General features: G+C 60.1%; 19 protein-coding genes. 9 read left to right on the plus strand and 10 right to left on the minus strand.

The window, feature by feature from the left end; translation table 11 throughout:
• Positions 1-6: 6 nt before the first annotated feature.
• The 3 genes from tgt to ROE7235_RS05075 form a co-directional block, all read right to left on the minus strand.
• Positions 7-1,131, minus strand: coding sequence for a tRNA guanosine(34) transglycosylase Tgt (gene tgt, locus ROE7235_RS05065; protein WP_121093589.1), 1,125 nt, complete (start codon positions 1,129-1,131; stop codon positions 7-9).
• Positions 1,132-1,308: 177 nt separating this feature from the next.
• Positions 1,309-1,914 (minus strand): Smr/MutS family protein, encoded by a 606-nt coding sequence (locus ROE7235_RS05070; RefSeq protein ID WP_121093590.1) that lies wholly within the window; start codon positions 1,912-1,914, stop codon positions 1,309-1,311.
• 21 nt (positions 1,915-1,935) lie between these two features.
• Complete coding sequence (locus ROE7235_RS05075; protein ID WP_121093591.1) at positions 1,936-2,604, minus strand: Tim44/TimA family putative adaptor protein; 669 nt, start codon at positions 2,602-2,604, stop codon at positions 1,936-1,938.
• 107 nt (positions 2,605-2,711) lie between these two features.
• On the opposite strand from ROE7235_RS05075, the gene ROE7235_RS05080 reads away from it, so the two are divergent.
• On the plus strand, positions 2,712-3,155 hold the full coding sequence (locus tag ROE7235_RS05080) for an FxsA family protein (protein ID WP_121093592.1): 444 nt from the start codon (positions 2,712-2,714) through the stop codon (positions 3,153-3,155).
• A 68-nt stretch (positions 3,156-3,223) separates the two neighbouring features.
• Positions 3,224-3,748, plus strand: a complete 525-nt coding sequence (gene secB / locus ROE7235_RS05085; protein ID WP_121093593.1) for a protein-export chaperone SecB — start codon at positions 3,224-3,226, stop codon at positions 3,746-3,748.
• Between the two features lie 33 nt (positions 3,749-3,781).
• Here the strand turns inward: secB and dnaQ are convergent, their stop codons facing one another.
• The 4 genes from dnaQ to ROE7235_RS05105 are packed head-to-tail and all read right to left on the minus strand — an operon-like array spanning position 3,782 to position 6,486.
• Positions 3,782-4,507, minus strand: coding sequence for a DNA polymerase III subunit epsilon (dnaQ, locus tag ROE7235_RS05090; RefSeq protein WP_121093594.1), 726 nt, complete (start codon positions 4,505-4,507; stop codon positions 3,782-3,784).
• Entirely contained in the window at positions 4,500-5,078 is a 579-nt protein-coding gene (gene coaE / locus ROE7235_RS05095; protein ID WP_121093595.1) for a dephospho-CoA kinase, read from the minus strand. The genes dnaQ and coaE overlap by 8 nt, the downstream gene beginning before the upstream one ends.
• Positions 5,075-5,896 (minus strand): shikimate dehydrogenase, encoded by an 822-nt coding sequence (locus ROE7235_RS05100; RefSeq protein ID WP_121093596.1) that lies wholly within the window; start codon positions 5,894-5,896, stop codon positions 5,075-5,077. The genes coaE and ROE7235_RS05100 overlap by 4 nt, the downstream gene beginning before the upstream one ends.
• Positions 5,893-6,486, minus strand: a complete 594-nt coding sequence (locus tag ROE7235_RS05105) for a Maf family protein (protein WP_121093597.1) — start codon at positions 6,484-6,486, stop codon at positions 5,893-5,895. Before ROE7235_RS05105 ends, ROE7235_RS05100 begins: the two co-directional genes overlap by 4 nt.
• A 374-nt stretch (positions 6,487-6,860) precedes the next feature.
• On the opposite strand from ROE7235_RS05105, the gene hemJ reads away from it, so the two are divergent.
• The 7 genes from hemJ (at position 6,861) to ROE7235_RS05140 (ending at position 14,171) form a co-directional block, all read left to right on the plus strand.
• Complete coding sequence (gene hemJ, locus ROE7235_RS05110) at positions 6,861-7,298, plus strand: protoporphyrinogen oxidase HemJ (RefSeq protein ID WP_121093598.1); 438 nt, start codon at positions 6,861-6,863, stop codon at positions 7,296-7,298.
• A 127-nt stretch (positions 7,299-7,425) separates the two neighbouring features.
• Positions 7,426-8,715 (plus strand): transcription termination factor Rho, encoded by a 1,290-nt coding sequence (rho, locus tag ROE7235_RS05115; protein WP_121093599.1) that lies wholly within the window; start codon positions 7,426-7,428, stop codon positions 8,713-8,715.
• Positions 8,716-8,719: 4 nt separating this feature from the next.
• Positions 8,720-10,006 carry a tRNA uridine-5-carboxymethylaminomethyl(34) synthesis GTPase MnmE gene (mnmE, locus tag ROE7235_RS05120; RefSeq protein ID WP_121093600.1) on the plus strand — a complete coding sequence of 429 codons (1,287 nt, stop codon included), beginning with the start codon at positions 8,720-8,722 and terminating at the stop codon, positions 10,004-10,006.
• A 2-nt stretch (positions 10,007-10,008) separates the two neighbouring features.
• The gene (mnmG, locus tag ROE7235_RS05125; RefSeq protein WP_121093601.1) at positions 10,009-11,880 is read left to right on the plus strand and encodes a tRNA uridine-5-carboxymethylaminomethyl(34) synthesis enzyme MnmG; all 1,872 of its coding nucleotides are present in this window, start codon (positions 10,009-10,011) and stop codon (positions 11,878-11,880) included.
• On the plus strand, positions 11,877-12,491 hold the full coding sequence (gene rsmG, locus ROE7235_RS05130) for a 16S rRNA (guanine(527)-N(7))-methyltransferase RsmG (protein ID WP_121093602.1): 615 nt from the start codon (positions 11,877-11,879) through the stop codon (positions 12,489-12,491). The genes mnmG and rsmG overlap by 4 nt, the downstream gene beginning before the upstream one ends.
• Positions 12,475-13,299, plus strand: coding sequence for a ParA family protein (locus tag ROE7235_RS05135; RefSeq protein ID WP_121093603.1), 825 nt, complete (start codon positions 12,475-12,477; stop codon positions 13,297-13,299). Before rsmG ends, ROE7235_RS05135 begins: the two co-directional genes overlap by 17 nt.
• Positions 13,296-14,171 (plus strand): ParB/RepB/Spo0J family partition protein, encoded by an 876-nt coding sequence (locus tag ROE7235_RS05140; protein WP_121093604.1) that lies wholly within the window; start codon positions 13,296-13,298, stop codon positions 14,169-14,171. The genes ROE7235_RS05135 and ROE7235_RS05140 overlap by 4 nt, the downstream gene beginning before the upstream one ends.
• Here ROE7235_RS05140 and hemW read toward each other — a convergent pair.
• From hemW to rph, 3 genes are all read right to left on the minus strand, one after another.
• Positions 14,164-15,318, minus strand: coding sequence for a radical SAM family heme chaperone HemW (hemW, locus tag ROE7235_RS05145; RefSeq protein WP_121093605.1), 1,155 nt, complete (start codon positions 15,316-15,318; stop codon positions 14,164-14,166). The two genes, ROE7235_RS05140 and hemW, sit on opposite strands and share 8 nt — an antisense overlap.
• 80 nt (positions 15,319-15,398) lie before the next feature.
• Positions 15,399-16,013 carry an RdgB/HAM1 family non-canonical purine NTP pyrophosphatase gene (gene rdgB / locus ROE7235_RS05150; RefSeq protein ID WP_121093606.1) on the minus strand — a complete coding sequence of 205 codons (615 nt, stop codon included), beginning with the start codon at positions 16,011-16,013 and terminating at the stop codon, positions 15,399-15,401.
• Positions 16,010-16,723 carry a ribonuclease PH gene (gene rph, locus ROE7235_RS05155; protein WP_121093607.1) on the minus strand — a complete coding sequence of 238 codons (714 nt, stop codon included), beginning with the start codon at positions 16,721-16,723 and terminating at the stop codon, positions 16,010-16,012. The genes rdgB and rph overlap by 4 nt, the downstream gene beginning before the upstream one ends.
• Between the last annotated feature and the right edge of the window lie 106 nt (positions 16,724-16,829).

Consider the following 16,829-nt stretch of genomic DNA (forward strand, 5'->3'; position numbering starts at 1 on the left):
CTTTCTTTATATCGGGTCTATATCGCCTTGGGCGCGCAGTGCGTGGAACTCAGCCACGAAGGCGTCCAGCCGGGCTGTCGCAATTGCCCCGCGCAAACCGGCCATCAGGCGTTGATAGTAGCGCAGGTTATGCCATGTCAGCAGCATGCCTGCGATCATTTCATCCAGCCGCACCACATGATGCAGATAAGCACGGCTATACTTGGTACAGGCAGGACAATCACAGCCCTCTTCCAAAGGGCGCGGGTCGTCGCGGTGCCGCGCGTTGCGCAGGTTCACGGACCCGCGCGCGGTCCAGGCTTGCCCGGTGCGGCCAGAGCGCGTGGGCAAAACGCAATCGAACATATCCACGCCGCGCTGCACCGCGCCAACAATATCGTCGGGCTTGCCCACACCCATCAGGTAGCGTGGCTTGTCGTCGGGCAATTGGCCGGGTGCGTAATCCAGCACGTCGAACATCAGCTCCTGCCCCTCGCCTACGGCAAGACCGCCAATGGCATAGCCATCAAAACCGATGGCAGTCAGCGCTTCGGCGCTTTCGGCGCGCAAATCCTTGTAGACGGACCCCTGCTGTATCCCGAACAGCGCATAACCGGGCCGATCGCCAAAAGCCTCGCGCGACCGCTGCGCCCAGCGCATCGACAGCTCCATAGACGCGCGCGCCAAGGCCTCATCGGCCGGAAACGGCGTGCATTCATCAAACGCCATCACGATATCAGACCCCAGCAGGCGCTGGATCTCCATCGACCGCTCTGGTGTCAGCATGTGGCGCGACCCGTCGACATGGCTGGCAAAGCGCACGCCCTCTTCGGTCAGCTTGCGCAAATTCGCCAGGCTCATAACCTGAAAGCCGCCCGAATCCGTCAGGATGGGCCGATCCCAGTTCATGAACTTGTGCAACCCGCCCAGATCGGCGATCCGCTCGGCACTGGGGCGCAACATCAGATGATAGGTATTGCCCAGCAGGATATCGGCACCGGTCTCGCGCACCTGTTCAGGCAACATGCCCTTCACGGTCGCTGCCGTGCCAACAGGCATGAAGGCGGGTGTGCGGATTTCGCCACGCGGCGTGTCAATCCTGCCCTGTCGCGCGCGCCCGTCCCGAGCCTCTATCTGGAATGCAAATCTCATGCGGCCATGCTTTGCCGCAAAACCCTTGTCTTGCCAAGCGAAAGCGCCTGATTTTCATCCTTGCCCAAATATCCCGGGGGAACATGGCGCAGCCATGTGGGGGCAGAGCCCCCGACCTTTGCGCGCGACCGAGCGCGGGTGGGTGGGTGGGCGCCACGGTCGCGCGCCCGCCTGTCCTCAGCGCATCCGCCGCAGGTAAACGTAATAGGCCCCGCTTCCGCCGTGGCGGGCATGGGCCTCGCGCAGCTCCAGCACCGCGCCGGACAACGGGGCCATGCGCAGCCATTGGGGCACGTCGTGTTTCAAAGCCCCACGACGCCGCGGGATCGGGCCGTCATCCTCGACCTGTCGTCCCTTGCCGGTAATCACCAGCACAAGTCGCAACCCCTGTGATTGTGCTCGCAAGATGAACCCGTTCAGCGCGCCATGCGCCTGTCCCAAGGTCATGCCATGCAGGTCGATCCGCGCTTCGGGCTGCAACTTTCCCCGTGTCATACGCTGGAAGCGGCGCTTATCCATCGTGACGGGCGCATCCGCCAAAGACTCTGACAAAGGTCGGCCAAGGTTATGGGGCGGCGGGGCCGTATCCGTGCCCACAGGGCGCAGGCTACGCAGCGCCCGAGGCGGGGTTGGAGGGGCTTTTTGGGGAGCGGGTTCGTCTGCGACCTCGGCTTGGTCAAACATGCGCGCCAAGTCGGTTTTGAATGGGCGCGCGGTCTGTGCGACCCGCGCCCACAATTCGCGGTCTTCGGGGCTGAGCGCAGGGCGCTTTTTGCGCGACATGCCCCTCTCCTTCTCTGCAGCTTAATCGCCGGTTGCGACCAGTTTCCAGTTCGGGCTGTCAGAGGTCATGTCGCGGGCAAAAGTCCAGACATCTTTCTGGCGCTTGATCGCATTCGGATCACCCTCGACCAACTCACCGCTTTCGGATTTGCGCACGGCTTGCGTCAATTCACCCACAAAGCGCAGGGTGATTTCCCCCTCTTTGGTGGTTTCATCGAAAGTGGCCTCAACGATCTCTATTTCGCGCAGCCCCACGAAAGACGCTTCGACCACAAGCCCTTCGCGCTCGCGCATCTGCACCACTTCGTCAAAGCTGTTGAACACATCGCGCGACAGAAACGGCAGGATAGATTCCATATCGGCGGATTCGAATGCCATCAGGATCATTTCATAGGCACCACGCGCGCCCTGCATGAAGTCGCTGACGCCGAATTCGGGATCGACAGCTTTCATCCGTGCCAGCGCTTTGGCGTTGTCGGACCCTTCCGGAACATGGTCGGTAATGTCAGTGTCGGGCCCGCCCTCTATCACCTCGAATGCTGGTTTTCGCGCGCTGGGCGCAGACGGCGCATCACGAGAGACGGGCGTTTTTTCAAACCCGTCTCGGGTGCCAAGCACCGACCGCAGCCGCAGTATCAAAAACACGGCTATGCCTGCAAGAACGAGTAGTTGGATCACGGCGGGGTCCATTGTTACCTCTGCCAAGGGTTGGTATGGCGTTACTCATGCCTATGTAAGGTGGCGACACGGGCAAGTCCACCACAAGCGGCCCGATCCTTGGGGAAAGAGGGGAAGACATGCCGATATTGCTGGCCTTTCTGGCGGTTCCATTGCTGGAAATCGTGCTTTTCGTGCAGTTGGGCGGCGCTTTGGGCGTTTTGGGCACTTTTCTTGAAATTTTCGCGAGCGGCGCGCTTGGCGTGTTTCTGATGCGGCTCGAACCTTACCGCAACGCGACCGACATCCGTGCAGCACTGGCACAAGACCGCAGCCCCGCAAGTCCGATGGCGCATTCCGCATTGCGCATGATCGGCGCGTTGTTGCTGGTCGTACCGGGGTTTTTCACAGATGCGCTTGGCTTGCTGCTGCTGGTCCCCATGTTACGCATGCTGGTCTTGCGCAGGGTGGTGGTGCAGGCGCGCCCTGCCCCCCGCGACGACATCATCGACGGCGACTATACCGCAGGCGCCGAGGGCGACCCCGATCGCCTGCCACCGGACCCGCGCCATTACCGGGATTGAGGCGCGGCGCGCCTGCTGCTAAACACCGCCGCAATCAGAATTCTACCTTTTCATGAGAGAGCGAACCGATGACCGAAGCCGACACTCCCACCGAAGGCAATGGCGCGCAGCCAGAAACTCCGAAAGTGAATATGCGCATTCTGGCGCAATACATGCGCGACATGTCGTTTGAAAACGTCGCCGCGCAGAAAAAGCTGCAAGGCGCGAATGTGCAGCCCGATATTCAGGTTCAGGTCAGTCTGGACGCGCAAAAGCGCGAAGCAGAGAACCAGTATGACGTGGCAACCAAGTTCAAGATCACATCGAAGAACAAGTCTGACGATCAGGTTCTGTTCATGATTGAACTGGATTATGTCGGCGTGTTCATGGTCGAGGGCGTGCCGCAAGAGCAGTTGCACCCCTTCCTGCTGATCGAATGCCCGCGCATGATCTTTCCCTTCGCGCGCCGCATTATTTCGGATGTCACACGCGACGGCGGCTTCCCGCCGCTGAATCTGGACACCGTCGATTTTCTGGCACTCTACCGTCAGGAAGTGCAGCGGCAGGCGGCTGCGCAAGCTGCGGCAGGCAAAACTGCGCCAATGCCGAACTGAACCTGACCTGCGGGCGCACAGCGCGCCCGCTTTTCAGCCGTAGTTTTTCCAGACAGCTTCATCCCCAAGCGCTGCGACAAAAGCGGCGTGCGCCGCGGCTTCCGCGTCGGTCAGGCGCGCAGGCAGCGGCTTTGGGCGTTTCGGCAAGGGTGCGCGTTGCACGGTGCCGCCCGCGTTAATCGGCTCGGATGACAGCGCGAAATCGGGCTGCGCGCCGCCCATCAGTTCCAGATACACCTCTGCGAGAATTTCGCTATCCAACAGCGCGCCGTGCAAGCTGCGCGACGAATTGTCTATGCCGAACCGGCGGCACAACGCATCCAGCGACGCCGGAGAGCCGGGGAATTTCTTGCGCGCGATTGCCAGTGTGTCGACCGCGCGCGGCCATTCAAGCTGCGGCAAACCCATGCGCCCAAGCTCGAAATTCAGAAATTTCATGTCGAAGGCCGCGTTGTGGATGACCAGCTTCGCGTCGCCCACGAAGTTCAGAAACTTTTGCCCCACCTGCGCAAAGACCGGCTTGTCGCGCAACGTGACCTCGCCATCCCGCGCGGGGCGCGGCTCTGCCAGCAGGTCCGGGCCGATCCCGTGCACGCCGAATGCCCCGTCGGGCATGCCACGCTCGGGGTTGATATAAACGTGAAAAGTCTGGCCCGTGGGCCGCAAATTCACGATTTCCAGCGCCCCGATTTCAACAATCCGGTCGCCTTGGTCGGGTTCGAACCCCGTGGTTTCCGTATCCAGCACGATTTCACGCATGCGCCGCACCCCCCAGCTTTGCCACCAGATCTTGCACGGCAGCGCGGGTGCTGTCCATATCCAGTGTTTCGATCACGAAATCGGCGCGGGCATGCTTTTCGGCATCCGGCATCTGACGGGCCAGAATGCGGTCTAGCTGTGCGTCATCCATCCCAGGCCGGGCCAGCACGCGGGCACGTTGCACATCCGGCGGAGCGGTCACAACCAGCACCCCGTTCACATCGGCGCCGGTTTCAAACAAAAGTGGAATATCCAGAACCACAAGCGGCGCATCGGCCTGAGCGATAAATGCAGCGCGGTCGGCGGCGACCAGCGGGTGCACCACCGCTTCCAGCTTGCCCAGCGCAGAGCTGTCGCGCGCAATCCAGTCTTTCAGCGCAGATCGGTCAATATGGCCGTTCACCACCGCGCTCGGGCAAATCTCTCCCACCGGGCCGACAGCAGGGCCTGCATACAGCCTGTGCACGGCTGCATCCGCATCCCAGACCGGCACGCCCAACGCGCGGAACATTTCCGCAGTGGTGGATTTGCCCATCCCGATAGAGCCGGTCAACCCAAGGCGATAGGTCATGCTGCCAGCACAGCGGCGCGCAAGGCATCCGTCACCTCTGGCCGTGTGCCGAACCAGCGCTCGAACCCCGGCACGGCCTGATGCAACAGCATTCCCAACCCGTCCACCGCCATGCACCCCTGCGCGCGGGCCTGCGCCAGAAGCGGGGTTTCCAGCGGGGTATAGACTATGTCGGTCACAAGGGCCGTTGCAGGCAACGCGGTCAGGTCGAGATCCAGTGCCGCTTGCCCTGCCATGCCCAGCGAGGTCGTATTTATCAGGCACGAAAGCTCTGGCAAACGCCGCGCGCGGTCTGCCCAAGGTAGTGCGGTCACGCCAAACTCTTGCGCCAGCCCCTCTGCACGGGCGGCGGTGCGGTTGGTCAGATAGATTTCCTGCACACCGGCATCTTGCAACGCCACGATGATCGCACGCGCGGCGCCCCCCGCACCCAGAACCAGGGCCGGACCGCTGGCAGCGTCCCAGCTTGGTGCGTTCTGGCGAAGATTGGCGATGAACCCATAGGCGTCGGTATTGTCGGCATGCAGCCGCCCGTCCGGGCCGAATGTCAGTGTATTGGCCGCACCAATGCGCAATGCCGTCTCGGACACGTCATCCGCCAGCGCAAGAACTGCCTCTTTATGCGGAATCGTGACATTCGCGCCGACAAAGCCCATCCGCGGCATGGTGTGCAGCACCCCAACAAGATCGGCCGCTTCCACATGCAGTGGCACATAATGCCCTGCAATCCTATGCTGTTGCAGCCATGTTCCGTGCAAAACGGGTGAACGGCTATGCCCGACGGGGCAGCCAATCACCCCGGCCAAGGGAATTTTCATCCGTCAATCTCTCCGCGCAGGCTAAGATAGTTCAACAATTCCAGCATTGGCAGGCCAAGAATGGTGAAATAATCACCCACAACCTGCGCGAACAGGCGCACGCCCTCTTCCTCTAGCTTGTATCCCCCGACCGAACTGCCAATTCCGGGCCAGTTGCGGGTGACATAGTCGTCCAGATACGCGTCGCTGAACGGCCGCATGGTCAGACGCGCGACACCCACATGTCGCCAGACGGGCTCTGCACCATCGTAAAGAACGGCGGCCGATAAAAGCTGATGCGTCTGGCCGCGCAATTCCGCCAGTTGCGCGCGTGCCTGCTGAACGGTCGCAGGCTTTTCATAGAGCCGCCCCTTCATGGACAACACCTGATCGCAGCCCAACACCAGTTTGCCCGGCAACCGTCCCGCGACCTTGCGGGCCTTGCCCTCTGCCAGCGCATCAGCCACATCACGCGGCGGCGCACCGTCAGAAATCAGGGCATCGCGGATCGCGCTCTCGTCTATCCGAGCAGGCATGATATCAATCTCCAACCCAGCGCGGCGCAGCATGTCTGCCCGAATGGTCGAGGCCGATGCAAGAACAAGCGCCATGTGGATATCCTTGTGAGCGACTCAGCGGAAAACACGGTACGGCTTGGGCATGACCCGCGCCTTTTGGTCGGTGCTGCCATGTTCCCACATGTCTTGCAAGTTTCACACAGCGGTTATCCACCTGTCAGGAACCCTTGCACCCGCATGTGCAAACTTTCGGACGGACAAGAACGGTTTATTAATGTTCTACTTTTGATCTAACCTATATATCTGAAAAATATGGTTTTTCTTTGTGATCTTCGTTACCGCGCGACGAAATGCCCTGTGTATAAAACGGTGGGCGTTTCTGTAATCCCCATATCCACAGGCCCTATCTACTACATCATTTCCTTTATTCTTTTCTTTATTTATAGAATGCCCCGAAAGGACACCCCATGCTGATAACGCTCTACCCTTGGATCAAGGCTCTGCACATCATGGCCGTGATAAGCTGGATGGCTGGTTTGTTCTATCTGCCGCGACTGTTCGTCTACCATGTGGAGCGTGGGCAGAACGCAGAGCAGAGCGCGACGTTCAAGGTTATGGAAGACAAGCTGCTACGGGTCATCATGAACCCTGCGATGATTGTTGCATGGGTGACTGGCCTGACTATGGCGGCGATGCCGTGGGTGTTGGACCTGGGGGCGGTCTGGCCCTATTCGAAATTCGCGGCATTGATCGGGATGACATGGTTCCACATATGGTGCGCCCGGCGTCGGCGCATATTCGAGGCGGATGGCAATAGTCTGACTGGTCGCCAATACCGCATGATGAACGAGGTGCCGACACTGATGATGGTCATCATCGTGATCTCTGTTGTCGTGAAGTTCTGAGCCAGATTGACTTGGCTTCGGCTTTGGTCTATCCGCAATCCTGCCCCGCCGTCCGGCGACCGGCGTTTCATGTGAAACATTGCGACCGTTCCAGACCCGGCCCCCGCGCGGGCCAACAGGATTTCCCATGCTCGATACCGATCTCGACACGCTCGACCGCCTGAACCTGTCCGACCTGAAGGCGAAAAGCCCGGCGGAACTGTTGGCTTTGGCCGAAGAGCTGGACATCGAAAACGCCCCCTCCATGCGCAAGGGCGAGATGATGTTCTCGATCCTGAAAGAGCGGGCAGAGGAAGGCTGGGAGATTTACGGCGAAGGCGTGCTGGAAGTGTTGCAGGACGGCTTTGGGTTCTTGCGCGCGCCGGAAGCAAACTATCTGCCCGGCCCGGATGACATCTATGTCTCGCCAGACATGATCCGCCAATATTCGCTGCGCACCGGCGACACGATCGAAGGCATCATTCAGGCCCCGTCGGAAAATGAGCGTTATTTCGCGATCACCAAGGTGACGCAGATCAACTTCGATGACCCCGCCAAGTCGCGCCACAAGGTGCATTTCGACAACCTGACGCCGCTGTATCCTGACGAACGGCTGTGGATGGAAACGGACGACCCCGCGACCAAGGACCGATCTGCCCGGATCATCGACCTTGTGTCACCCTTGGGTAAAGGTCAGCGTGGCTTGATCGTTGCACCGCCCCGGACGGGTAAAACCGTGCTGTTGCAGAACATTGCGCATAGCATCGCCAAGAACCACCCGGAATGTTACCTGATCGTGCTGCTGATTGACGAGCGCCCAGAGGAAGTGACCGACATGCAGCGGTCCGTGAAGGGCGAGGTCATTGCCTCCACCTTTGACGAGCCTGCGACGCGCCACGTCGCTGTTGCGGAAATGGTCATTGAAAAGGCCAAGCGCCTTGTCGAACACAAGCGCGATGTTGTGATCCTGCTCGACTCGATCACCCGTCTTGGCCGTGCCTTCAACACTGTTGTGCCATCGTCGGGCAAGGTGCTGACAGGCGGTGTGGATGCCAACGCCCTGCAACGCCCGAAGCGTTTCTTTGGTGCCGCGCGGAACATCGAAGAAGGTGGCTCGCTCTCGATCATCGCAACCGCACTTATCGACACCGGGTCGCGCATGGACGAGGTGATCTTTGAAGAATTCAAAGGCACCGGCAACTCTGAAATCGTGCTGGACCGCAAGGTCGCCGACAAGCGCGTTTTCCCGGCCATGGACATTCTGAAGTCCGGCACCCGGAAAGAAGACTTGCTGATCGACAAGACCGACCTGCAAAAGACCTTCGTTCTGCGGCGCATCCTGAACCCGATGGGCACGACAGATGCCATCGAGTTCCTGATTTCCAAGTTGAAACAAACCAAGACAAACAGCGATTTCTTCGACTCGATGAACGCCTGACGCCATGGATACGATTTTCGCGCTGGCCTCGGCCCGTGGAAAATCGGGCGTTGCTGTTATCCGTATATCCGGCCCTTGTGCCCACGCCACCGCCTCCGCTATGGCTGGAAGCTTGCCGCCGCTGCGCCAGACAGGCTTGCGGATGTTGCGTGACGGTTCTGGCGAAAGGCTCGACTCCGCGCTGGTTGTCGCCTTTGCAAAGGGCGCCAGCTTCACAGGCGAGGATGTGGCGGAACTGATGGTGCATGGCAGCCTTGCCACCGTCACCGCGATCGAGCGTTGCCTTGCGCAGGATCACGGCTTGCGCATGGCCCAGCCTGGAGAGTTCACCCGCCGCGCGCTCGACAATGGCATGATGGACCTGACTCAGGTCGAGGCACTTAGCGACCTGCTGGAAGCTGAAACTGAAAGCCAGCGCAGGCAGGCGCTGCGGGTGCTGGATGGGGCGATCGGGAAGGTCGTCGCGGGCTGGCGGGCGCATCTGGTGAAAGCGGCGGCGCTTGTGGAAACTTCTATCGACTTTGTTGAGGAAGATGTCGGCAATTTTGATGCCGAAATTCTGGCCGAATTGCGCGCGGTCGCTGATGGGCTGACTGCGGAAATAGCAGGCCAGCGGGCGCGTGAGCGTGTCCAAACGGGGTTCGAGGTTGCACTGGTCGGCCCTGTGAATGCTGGAAAGTCTAGCCTTTTGAATGCTTTGGCGGGTCGAGAGGCGGCGATCACATCGGATATTGCGGGAACAACGCGCGACGTGCTGGAAGTGCGCATGGATGTGGGCGGTTACGCTGTGACGTTTCTGGACACGGCCGGATTGCGCGACACGGCTGAGCAGGTCGAGGCCATCGGCATTGCCCGAGGGCGTGCGCGGGCAGAACAAGCCGACCTGCGGATCATCTTGCAGCCTGCTGACTATATAGGCACGGTTTCGCCATCAGACCCACAAGATATAGTGGTTCGGAGTAAGTCTGACCTTGGGCCAGCGAGCGATGATGGCATCTCCGTAGTGACAGGGGCAGGCCTGGATTGGTTAATGGCAGAGGTGACGAATCGGCTGTCACAAATGACTGCGCGCGACGGGGTAACAGTCCGAGCGCGACACCAAACTGCGATGAAAGATGGGCTTGCCGCGATATCCAATGCAATTGATAAAATTGGCTCGGGCAGCTATATTGAAGAGCTTGTGGCAGCAGACATACGCATCGCGATCACCGCGCTTGATTCGCTCATCGGCGTTGTAGATGTCGAGGACGTGCTGGGCGACATTTTCAGCAGTTTCTGCATCGGCAAATAGGAGTGTTTCACGTGAAACAATACGATGTCATTGTCGTTGGTGGTGGCCACGCCGGTGTTGAAGCTGCCCTCGCCGCAGGGCGCATGGGCTGTGCGACCGCGCTGGTAACGTTTCGGCAGGACGATCTTGGCGTTATGTCCTGCAACCCTGCTTTCGGCGGCCTTGGCAAAGGTCATCTTGTCCGCGAGATTGATGCGCTTGATGGCGCAATGGGGCAGGCGGCTGATTTTGCCGCGATCCAATATCGGTTGTTGAACCGGTCAAAGGGGCCAGCGGTTCAAGGGCCGCGTGTGCAGGCCGACCGTGCGCGGTATCGGACCGCGATTTCGGACATTGTCGCCCAAGCCAGCCGTGTAGATGTGATCGAAGCCGAGGTGACGGCTCTGTCACTCACGGGCCAAACCGTTACGGGCGTGCAGCTAAACGGCGATACCACACTCAACGCGACATCTGTCGTGCTGACGACCGGCACGTTTTTGGGGGGCAAGGTCTTTATTGGGGAACAGACATTCCCGGCGGGGCGTATGGGGAATTCGGCCTCGACCATTCTTGCACAGCAGTTGCGCGGTTTGGGCCTGCCGATGGGCCGCCTGAAAACAGGCACGCCGCCGCGTCTGCGCGGGTCGAGCATTGATTGGGCTGCGCTGGAAACGCAGCCGGGCGACAGCGATCCTGCGTATATGTCCTTTTTGACAAGCCGCACGATTGCGCCGCAAATCGCTTGCGCGATAACGCACACAAACCCACGCACGCACGATATCGTCCGCGAAAACCTGTCGCGCTCCGCGATGTATGGGGGCCAGATTGAAGGCGTCGGGCCGCGCTATTGTCCGTCCATAGAGGACAAGATCACCCGCTTTGCCGATAAAACCTCGCACCAGATCTTTCTGGAGCCAGAGGGCTTGGACAGCGATACGGTCTATCCCAATGGCATCTCGACCTCGCTGCCGGCCGAGGTTCAGGCAGAGTACGTCAAAAGTATTCAGGGGCTAGAACAGGTCGAAATCCTCCAACCCGGTTATGCCATTGAATATGACTACATTGACCCGCGCGCGCTGGACCTGTCATTGCAGCTTTCGGCCTTGGAAGGGCTGTTCATGGCCGGGCAGATTAACGGAACGACCGGATATGAAGAAGCGGGCGCGCAAGGGCTTGTTGCCGGGTTGAACGCAGCTTGCCGGGCACAAGGGCGGGCGCCGCTACAGTTCGGTCGCGCCGACAGCTATATCGGGGTGATGATTGACGACCTGACGGCGCGTGGCGTGTCAGAGCCTTACCGTATGTTTACATCGCGCGCAGAATATCGGCTGTCCTTGCGGGCTGATAACGCTGACCAGCGCTTGACTGCCCTAGGTGTGCAATGGGGCTGTATCGGTCCTGAACGACAAGCAGCTTTTGAAAAGAAGATGAATACTCTGGAAAGTGCGCGCGCCGAGCTGCGTGCGCGCAGTTTTACCCCTGGTCAGCTGCGCTCCGCAGGTTACAAGATCAGCGAAGACGGTGTGCGCCGGTCCGCGCTGGAATTGATTGGCCTCTCGGGCTTTGGCTTCGAAGCAATCGATGTCTTAGCGCCAGAGTTGGGTGAAATTCCGCAGGATACACGCGAGCAGATTTCAAAAGAAGTGGTTTATTCGGCGTATTTGCAACGGCAGGAAAGCCAGATCGCGGCGCTGCGTTCGGATGAGGCCAGAGCCATTCAGGATGACATAGTATACAGCGATATCAATGGTCTATCGAGAGAGCTGGCTGACAAGCTTACGCGAGCGCGACCGAAAACCATGGCTCAAGCGGCCCGTATTGACGGCATGACACCTGCCGCTTTGGTATTGATTCTTGCGCGCCTGAAGGATCGTGATAGGCGCAGCACAGCATGAATGAACAACTCGTCAATGGCCCTGTTTCACGTGAAACACTGCAAAAACTGCGCATATATTGCGACCTGATCCGCCGGTGGAACCCGCGTATAAATCTTGTGGCGGCGTCCACGATTGACGATCTATGGTCGCGCCATATCGAAGACTCGATGCAGATTGTCGGACTTGCCCCGAGTACACCGGCGCATTGGGTTGATCTTGGCTCCGGCGGTGGTCTGCCGGGTGTTGTTTGTGCGATCATGTTACAAGAGCTTGCCCCAAGCTGTCATTTCACATTGGTCGAGAGTGACAAGCGCAAAGCGGCTTTTCTGGCTACTTGCAAGCATGAACTTGCCCTGAACATGACGGTTAAATCGGAACGCGCAGAACGGCTGGAGCCGCAGCGCGCGGATGTTGTGACCGCCCGTGCGCTTGCGCCGCTGCCTGCGCTTTTGCCGCTTGTCGCGCGCCATATGGCCGATGATGCGGTCGCATTGCTGCCGAAGGGCAAAAATCACGCGGCAGAGCTTGAAGCCGCGCGCGCCGAGTGGCAGTTTACTTTGGCAAGCCATGTCAGCCAAACTGACAATTTGGCGCGCATCTTAGCCTTGAGGGATATCAAACGTGTCTAGCCAGACGAAAACGCGGGTCATTGCGATTGCAAACCAAAAAGGCGGGGTTGGAAAAACGACCACCGCGATCAACCTTGCCGCCGCGCTGGCAGAATCCGGGCTAAAAACCCTTCTGATCGACATCGACCCGCAGGGAAATGCCTCTACCGGCCTGGGCATAGAGGGCAGCACCCGCAAACATACGACCTACGACCTGATTTTTGGAGATGCGCCCGCATCTGACATCATGCGTCAGGTTGGAAATGGGTCGCTTTGGGTGGTGCCTGCCACGACTGATCTGTCCTCTGCCGATATTGAGTTGATGTCGCGGGCGCGGCGGACATATCTGCTTCAGGATGCGCTCCGCCAGCCTGCAATTGTTGATGCCGCATTCGATTACATTCTGATTGATTGCCCGCCATCGCTGAATTTGCTGACAGTGAACGCGATGGTCGCCGCACATTCTGTTCTGGTGCCTTTGCAAGCAGAGTTTTTCGCGCTTGAAGGTCTGTCGCAACTGATGCTTAGCATTCGCGAATTGCGCGAAACCGCCAATGCGAGTTTGCGGATCGAGGGTATTCTGCTGACAATGTATGACCGCCGCAACAACCTTGCACAGCAGGTGGAGGCGGATGCGCGCGACAATCTGGGGGATCTGGTGCTCAAGACGATGATTCCCCGCAATGTCCGCGTGTCCGAGGCGCCGTCTTATGCAGTTCCGGTCCTGCAATATGATCCGCAGTCCAAAGGCTCGATTGCTTACAGAGAGCTTGCATCCGAACTGATGGCCAAACATGGCAAGCGGGAACACGAAGGGGCGGCGCTATGACGGACCGCAAGCCCGAGAAGCGGGGCGGTTTGGGCCGCGGATTGTCGGCGTTGATGGCTGACGTTGCAATGGAACAGGATTCTGGCAGCGCCGCCCGCGCACCGGTGCTGACCTTGCCGGTAGAATCCCTGGTGCCCAACCCTGACCAGCCGCGCCGCCACTTTGACGAAACGGCGCTGGCTGAACTCGCCGCATCCATTCGCGAGAAGGGCGTCATCCAGCCGCTTGTGGTGCGTGCCAAGGGCGAGGTTTATGAGATTGTTGCGGGCGAACGGCGGTGGCGGGCGGCGCAGCGGGCGCAGGTGCACGAATTGCCGGTCGTTATACGCGAGTTTTCCGACACCGAGGTGTTGGAGATTGCGATTATCGAGAATGTGCAGCGCTCGGATCTGAACGCGGTCGAGGAGGCGCAGGGCTACCGCGCGCTGATCGAACGGTTCGGACACACTCAGGAAAAGCTGGCCGATGTTCTGGGCAAAAGCCGCTCCTATATCGCGAACCTGCTGCGCCTGTTGAACCTGCCAGAGGATGTGCAAGTCTTGCTGCGCGACGGCAAGTTAAGCGCGGGCCACGCGCGCGCGCTGGTCACGTCAGAGGATGCCGGTAGCCTTGCGCGCAAAGTGGTCGCAGAGGGGCTGTCAGTCCGTCAGACAGAGGCGCTGATGAAGCGGCCCGCTGGCGGGTCCAAGCCCAAGCCGCGCACCAAAGACAAGGACAGCGATACGCAGGCGTTGGAAAATGACCTTTCGGCTGCGCTGGGGATGAAAGTTTCCATAGAGTATGATGGCGGCGGCAAAGGGCGTATCTCGGTGGCGTATCGGAACATGGACCAGTTAGACAGGCTGTGCTCTCTCCTTGGGACGCCTAAGTAAGCAACTCTCGCAAGATACCGTTTAGCACCGCGCGCCCTTGAGGCGTTGCGGTCAGTCGCGCGCCAGCCTGCCGAAGCAACCCATGTTCGACAAGCGTGTCGATTCGGGATTGCGGTAGGGGGGCGCCGTTCAGATGCGCAAAACGGTCTATATCTAGACCTTCTGACAGCCGTAGCCCCATCATAATGTGTTCTAATGCTTGCTCTTCGGGCGGTATCGCCTCTCTCGGTGCCTCGCCATGGCCGAGAGTGCCGACCTGATCCAGCCAAATAGCCGGCATCAGCGGGGTTTGCGTGGCCCAACGCTGCCCGCCCAGCGTTAGCCGCCCATGCGCGCCCGGACCGATGCCCGCATAGTCGCCGTAGCGCCAATAAATAAGGTTGTGGCGCGATTGCGCGCCGGGGCGGGCGTGGTTGGACACCTCGTAGGCGGGTAGGCCGTGGCGGTCGCAAATCTCTTGCGTGGCCAGATACATATCGGCGGCAATCTCGTCGTCGGGCAAGCCCTTCAACCCGCCCTTGGCGGCGCGCGCGCCAAAGGCAGTGCCCGGCTCGATCGTCAGTTGATAGAGCGACAGATGGTCCACAGCCATCGACAGCGCCTCCGATAATTCCTTCTGCCACGCCGCAAGGGTCTGGAACTGGCGGGCATAGATCAGGTCAAAACTGACACGGTCAAAGGTCTTGCGCGCGATGTCGAAGGCCGCGCGGGCCTCGGCGACCGAATGCAACCTGCCGAGCCGTGTTAGATCATCATCATTAAGCGCCTGAATTCCCATGGAAATACGGTTCACGCCACCAGCAGCAAAGGCGCGGAAACGACCCGCTTCGACCGATGTCGGGTTGGCTTCGAGTGTGATTTCCAGATCATTCGCAACAGGCCAGCACGCCCGGGCTCGGTCGATGATCGCCGCCACGCTCTCGGGATTCATAAGCGAGGGCGTTCCGCCGCCGAAAAAGATGGTGTTCAGCACGCGCGGCCCGGTTTGTGCGGCGATGCGGTCAATCTCGGACAGGTAGGCGCGGGCCCATGCGGTTTGATCGACATGGGCGCTGAAATGGCTGTTAAAGTCGCAATAGGGGCATTTGGCCTGACAAAACGGCCAATGCACATAGAGGCCGAAGCCGCCATTCTGCCAATCATCCATCCGCGCAATCCCTGAACCGCCGGGGGCTGCCGCCCCCGGACCCCTGCGAGTATTTGGCGCAAGATGAAGCCTGCACAAGGTTAGCTGGCAAAAACGGCAGCCAAGAGCGCGGCAATGGCCTTGCCGCGATGGGAAAGCGCGTTTTTGTCATGCGCGGACATTTCGGCAAAGGTGCGGTCATGGCCATCGGGCTGGAACATGGGGTCGTAGCCGTGCCCGTCCTGCCCGCGACGGGGCCAGACAAGGGTGCCGTTTGCGTGGCCCTCGACCACCTCGTCATGACCGTCGGGCCATGCCAGAACCAGCGTGCAGCAAAAGCGGGCGTGCCAGGGTTGTGGTGCTTGGGCGTCGACCAGCTTGGCGTGGGTCTTCTCCATGGCCATCACAAAGTCGCGCCCTGTGGGGGTTTGCGCCCAATCGGCGGTGTAGACGCCGGGCGCGCCATCCAGTGCCATCACCTCCAGCCCCGAATCGTCTGCCAGTGCGGGAAGGCCGGTTGCCTTGGCGGCCGCATGTGCCTTGATCCGGGCGTTTCCGATGAAAGTGGTTTCCGTTTCCTCGGGTTCGGGTAGGTTGTGTTCCGCCGCAGAGGTGACTGTGATGCCCAAGAGCGTCATGATCTGACGGAATTCTTCCAGCTTACCCGCGTTATGCGTGGCGATCAGCAGCGTGTTCTGGGTGAACCTGCGCGTCATGCAATCGCGGCTTTCTGCGCTGCGACCAATGTGCCCACACCTTGTTCGGCAAGGTTCAGAAGCTGGTCCATCTCTGCGCGGCTGAAGGTGGCACCCTCGGCGCTCATCTGTACTTCGACCATGCGACCGCTGCCCAACAGAATGAAATTGCCGTCCACGCCGGCGGTGCTGTCCTCGGCATAGTCCAGATCCAGCACGGGCTGACCGGCATAGATGCCACAGCTAACCGCGGCCAGATGGTCGGTGATCGGGTCGCTGACCACATCGCCCGCTTTCAGCAGCTTGTTCACGGCCAGACGCAGCGCGACCCAACCGCCGGTAATGGCCGCGCAGCGGGTGCCGCCATCGGCCTGAATGACATCGCAATCAATGGTGATCTGACGCTCGCCCAGTGCAGAACGGTCTACGCAAGCGCGCAACGACCGCCCGATAAGGCGCTGAATTTCCACGGTGCGACCTTGCTGCTTGCCCGAGGCCGCCTCGCGCCGCATACGGCTTCCAGTAGAGCGGGGCAGCATGCCGTATTCGGCCGTGACCCAGCCGAGGCCGGTATTGCGCAAGAAGGGCGGCGTGCGATCTTCGAGCGAGGCGGTGCAGAGCACTTTGGTGGTGCCCATCGACATAAGGCACGATCCCTCGGCATGCATGGTGACGCCGGTTTCGATTGAAATATCGCGGAGGGTGTTTAAATCACGGCCAGAGGGGCGCATTGCATGTCCTTTCAAGGGGGTTGCCCCCCGATACAGGGCGCCCGCGCCGCAATGCAAGCTGTTTTGGGCTTGAATCGGGCGTGTTTATGCAGTGCTGTCGGGCGGC

This window comes from Roseinatronobacter ekhonensis, assembly GCF_900499075.1.
Classification (GTDB): domain Bacteria; phylum Pseudomonadota; class Alphaproteobacteria; order Rhodobacterales; family Rhodobacteraceae; genus Roseinatronobacter; species Roseinatronobacter ekhonensis.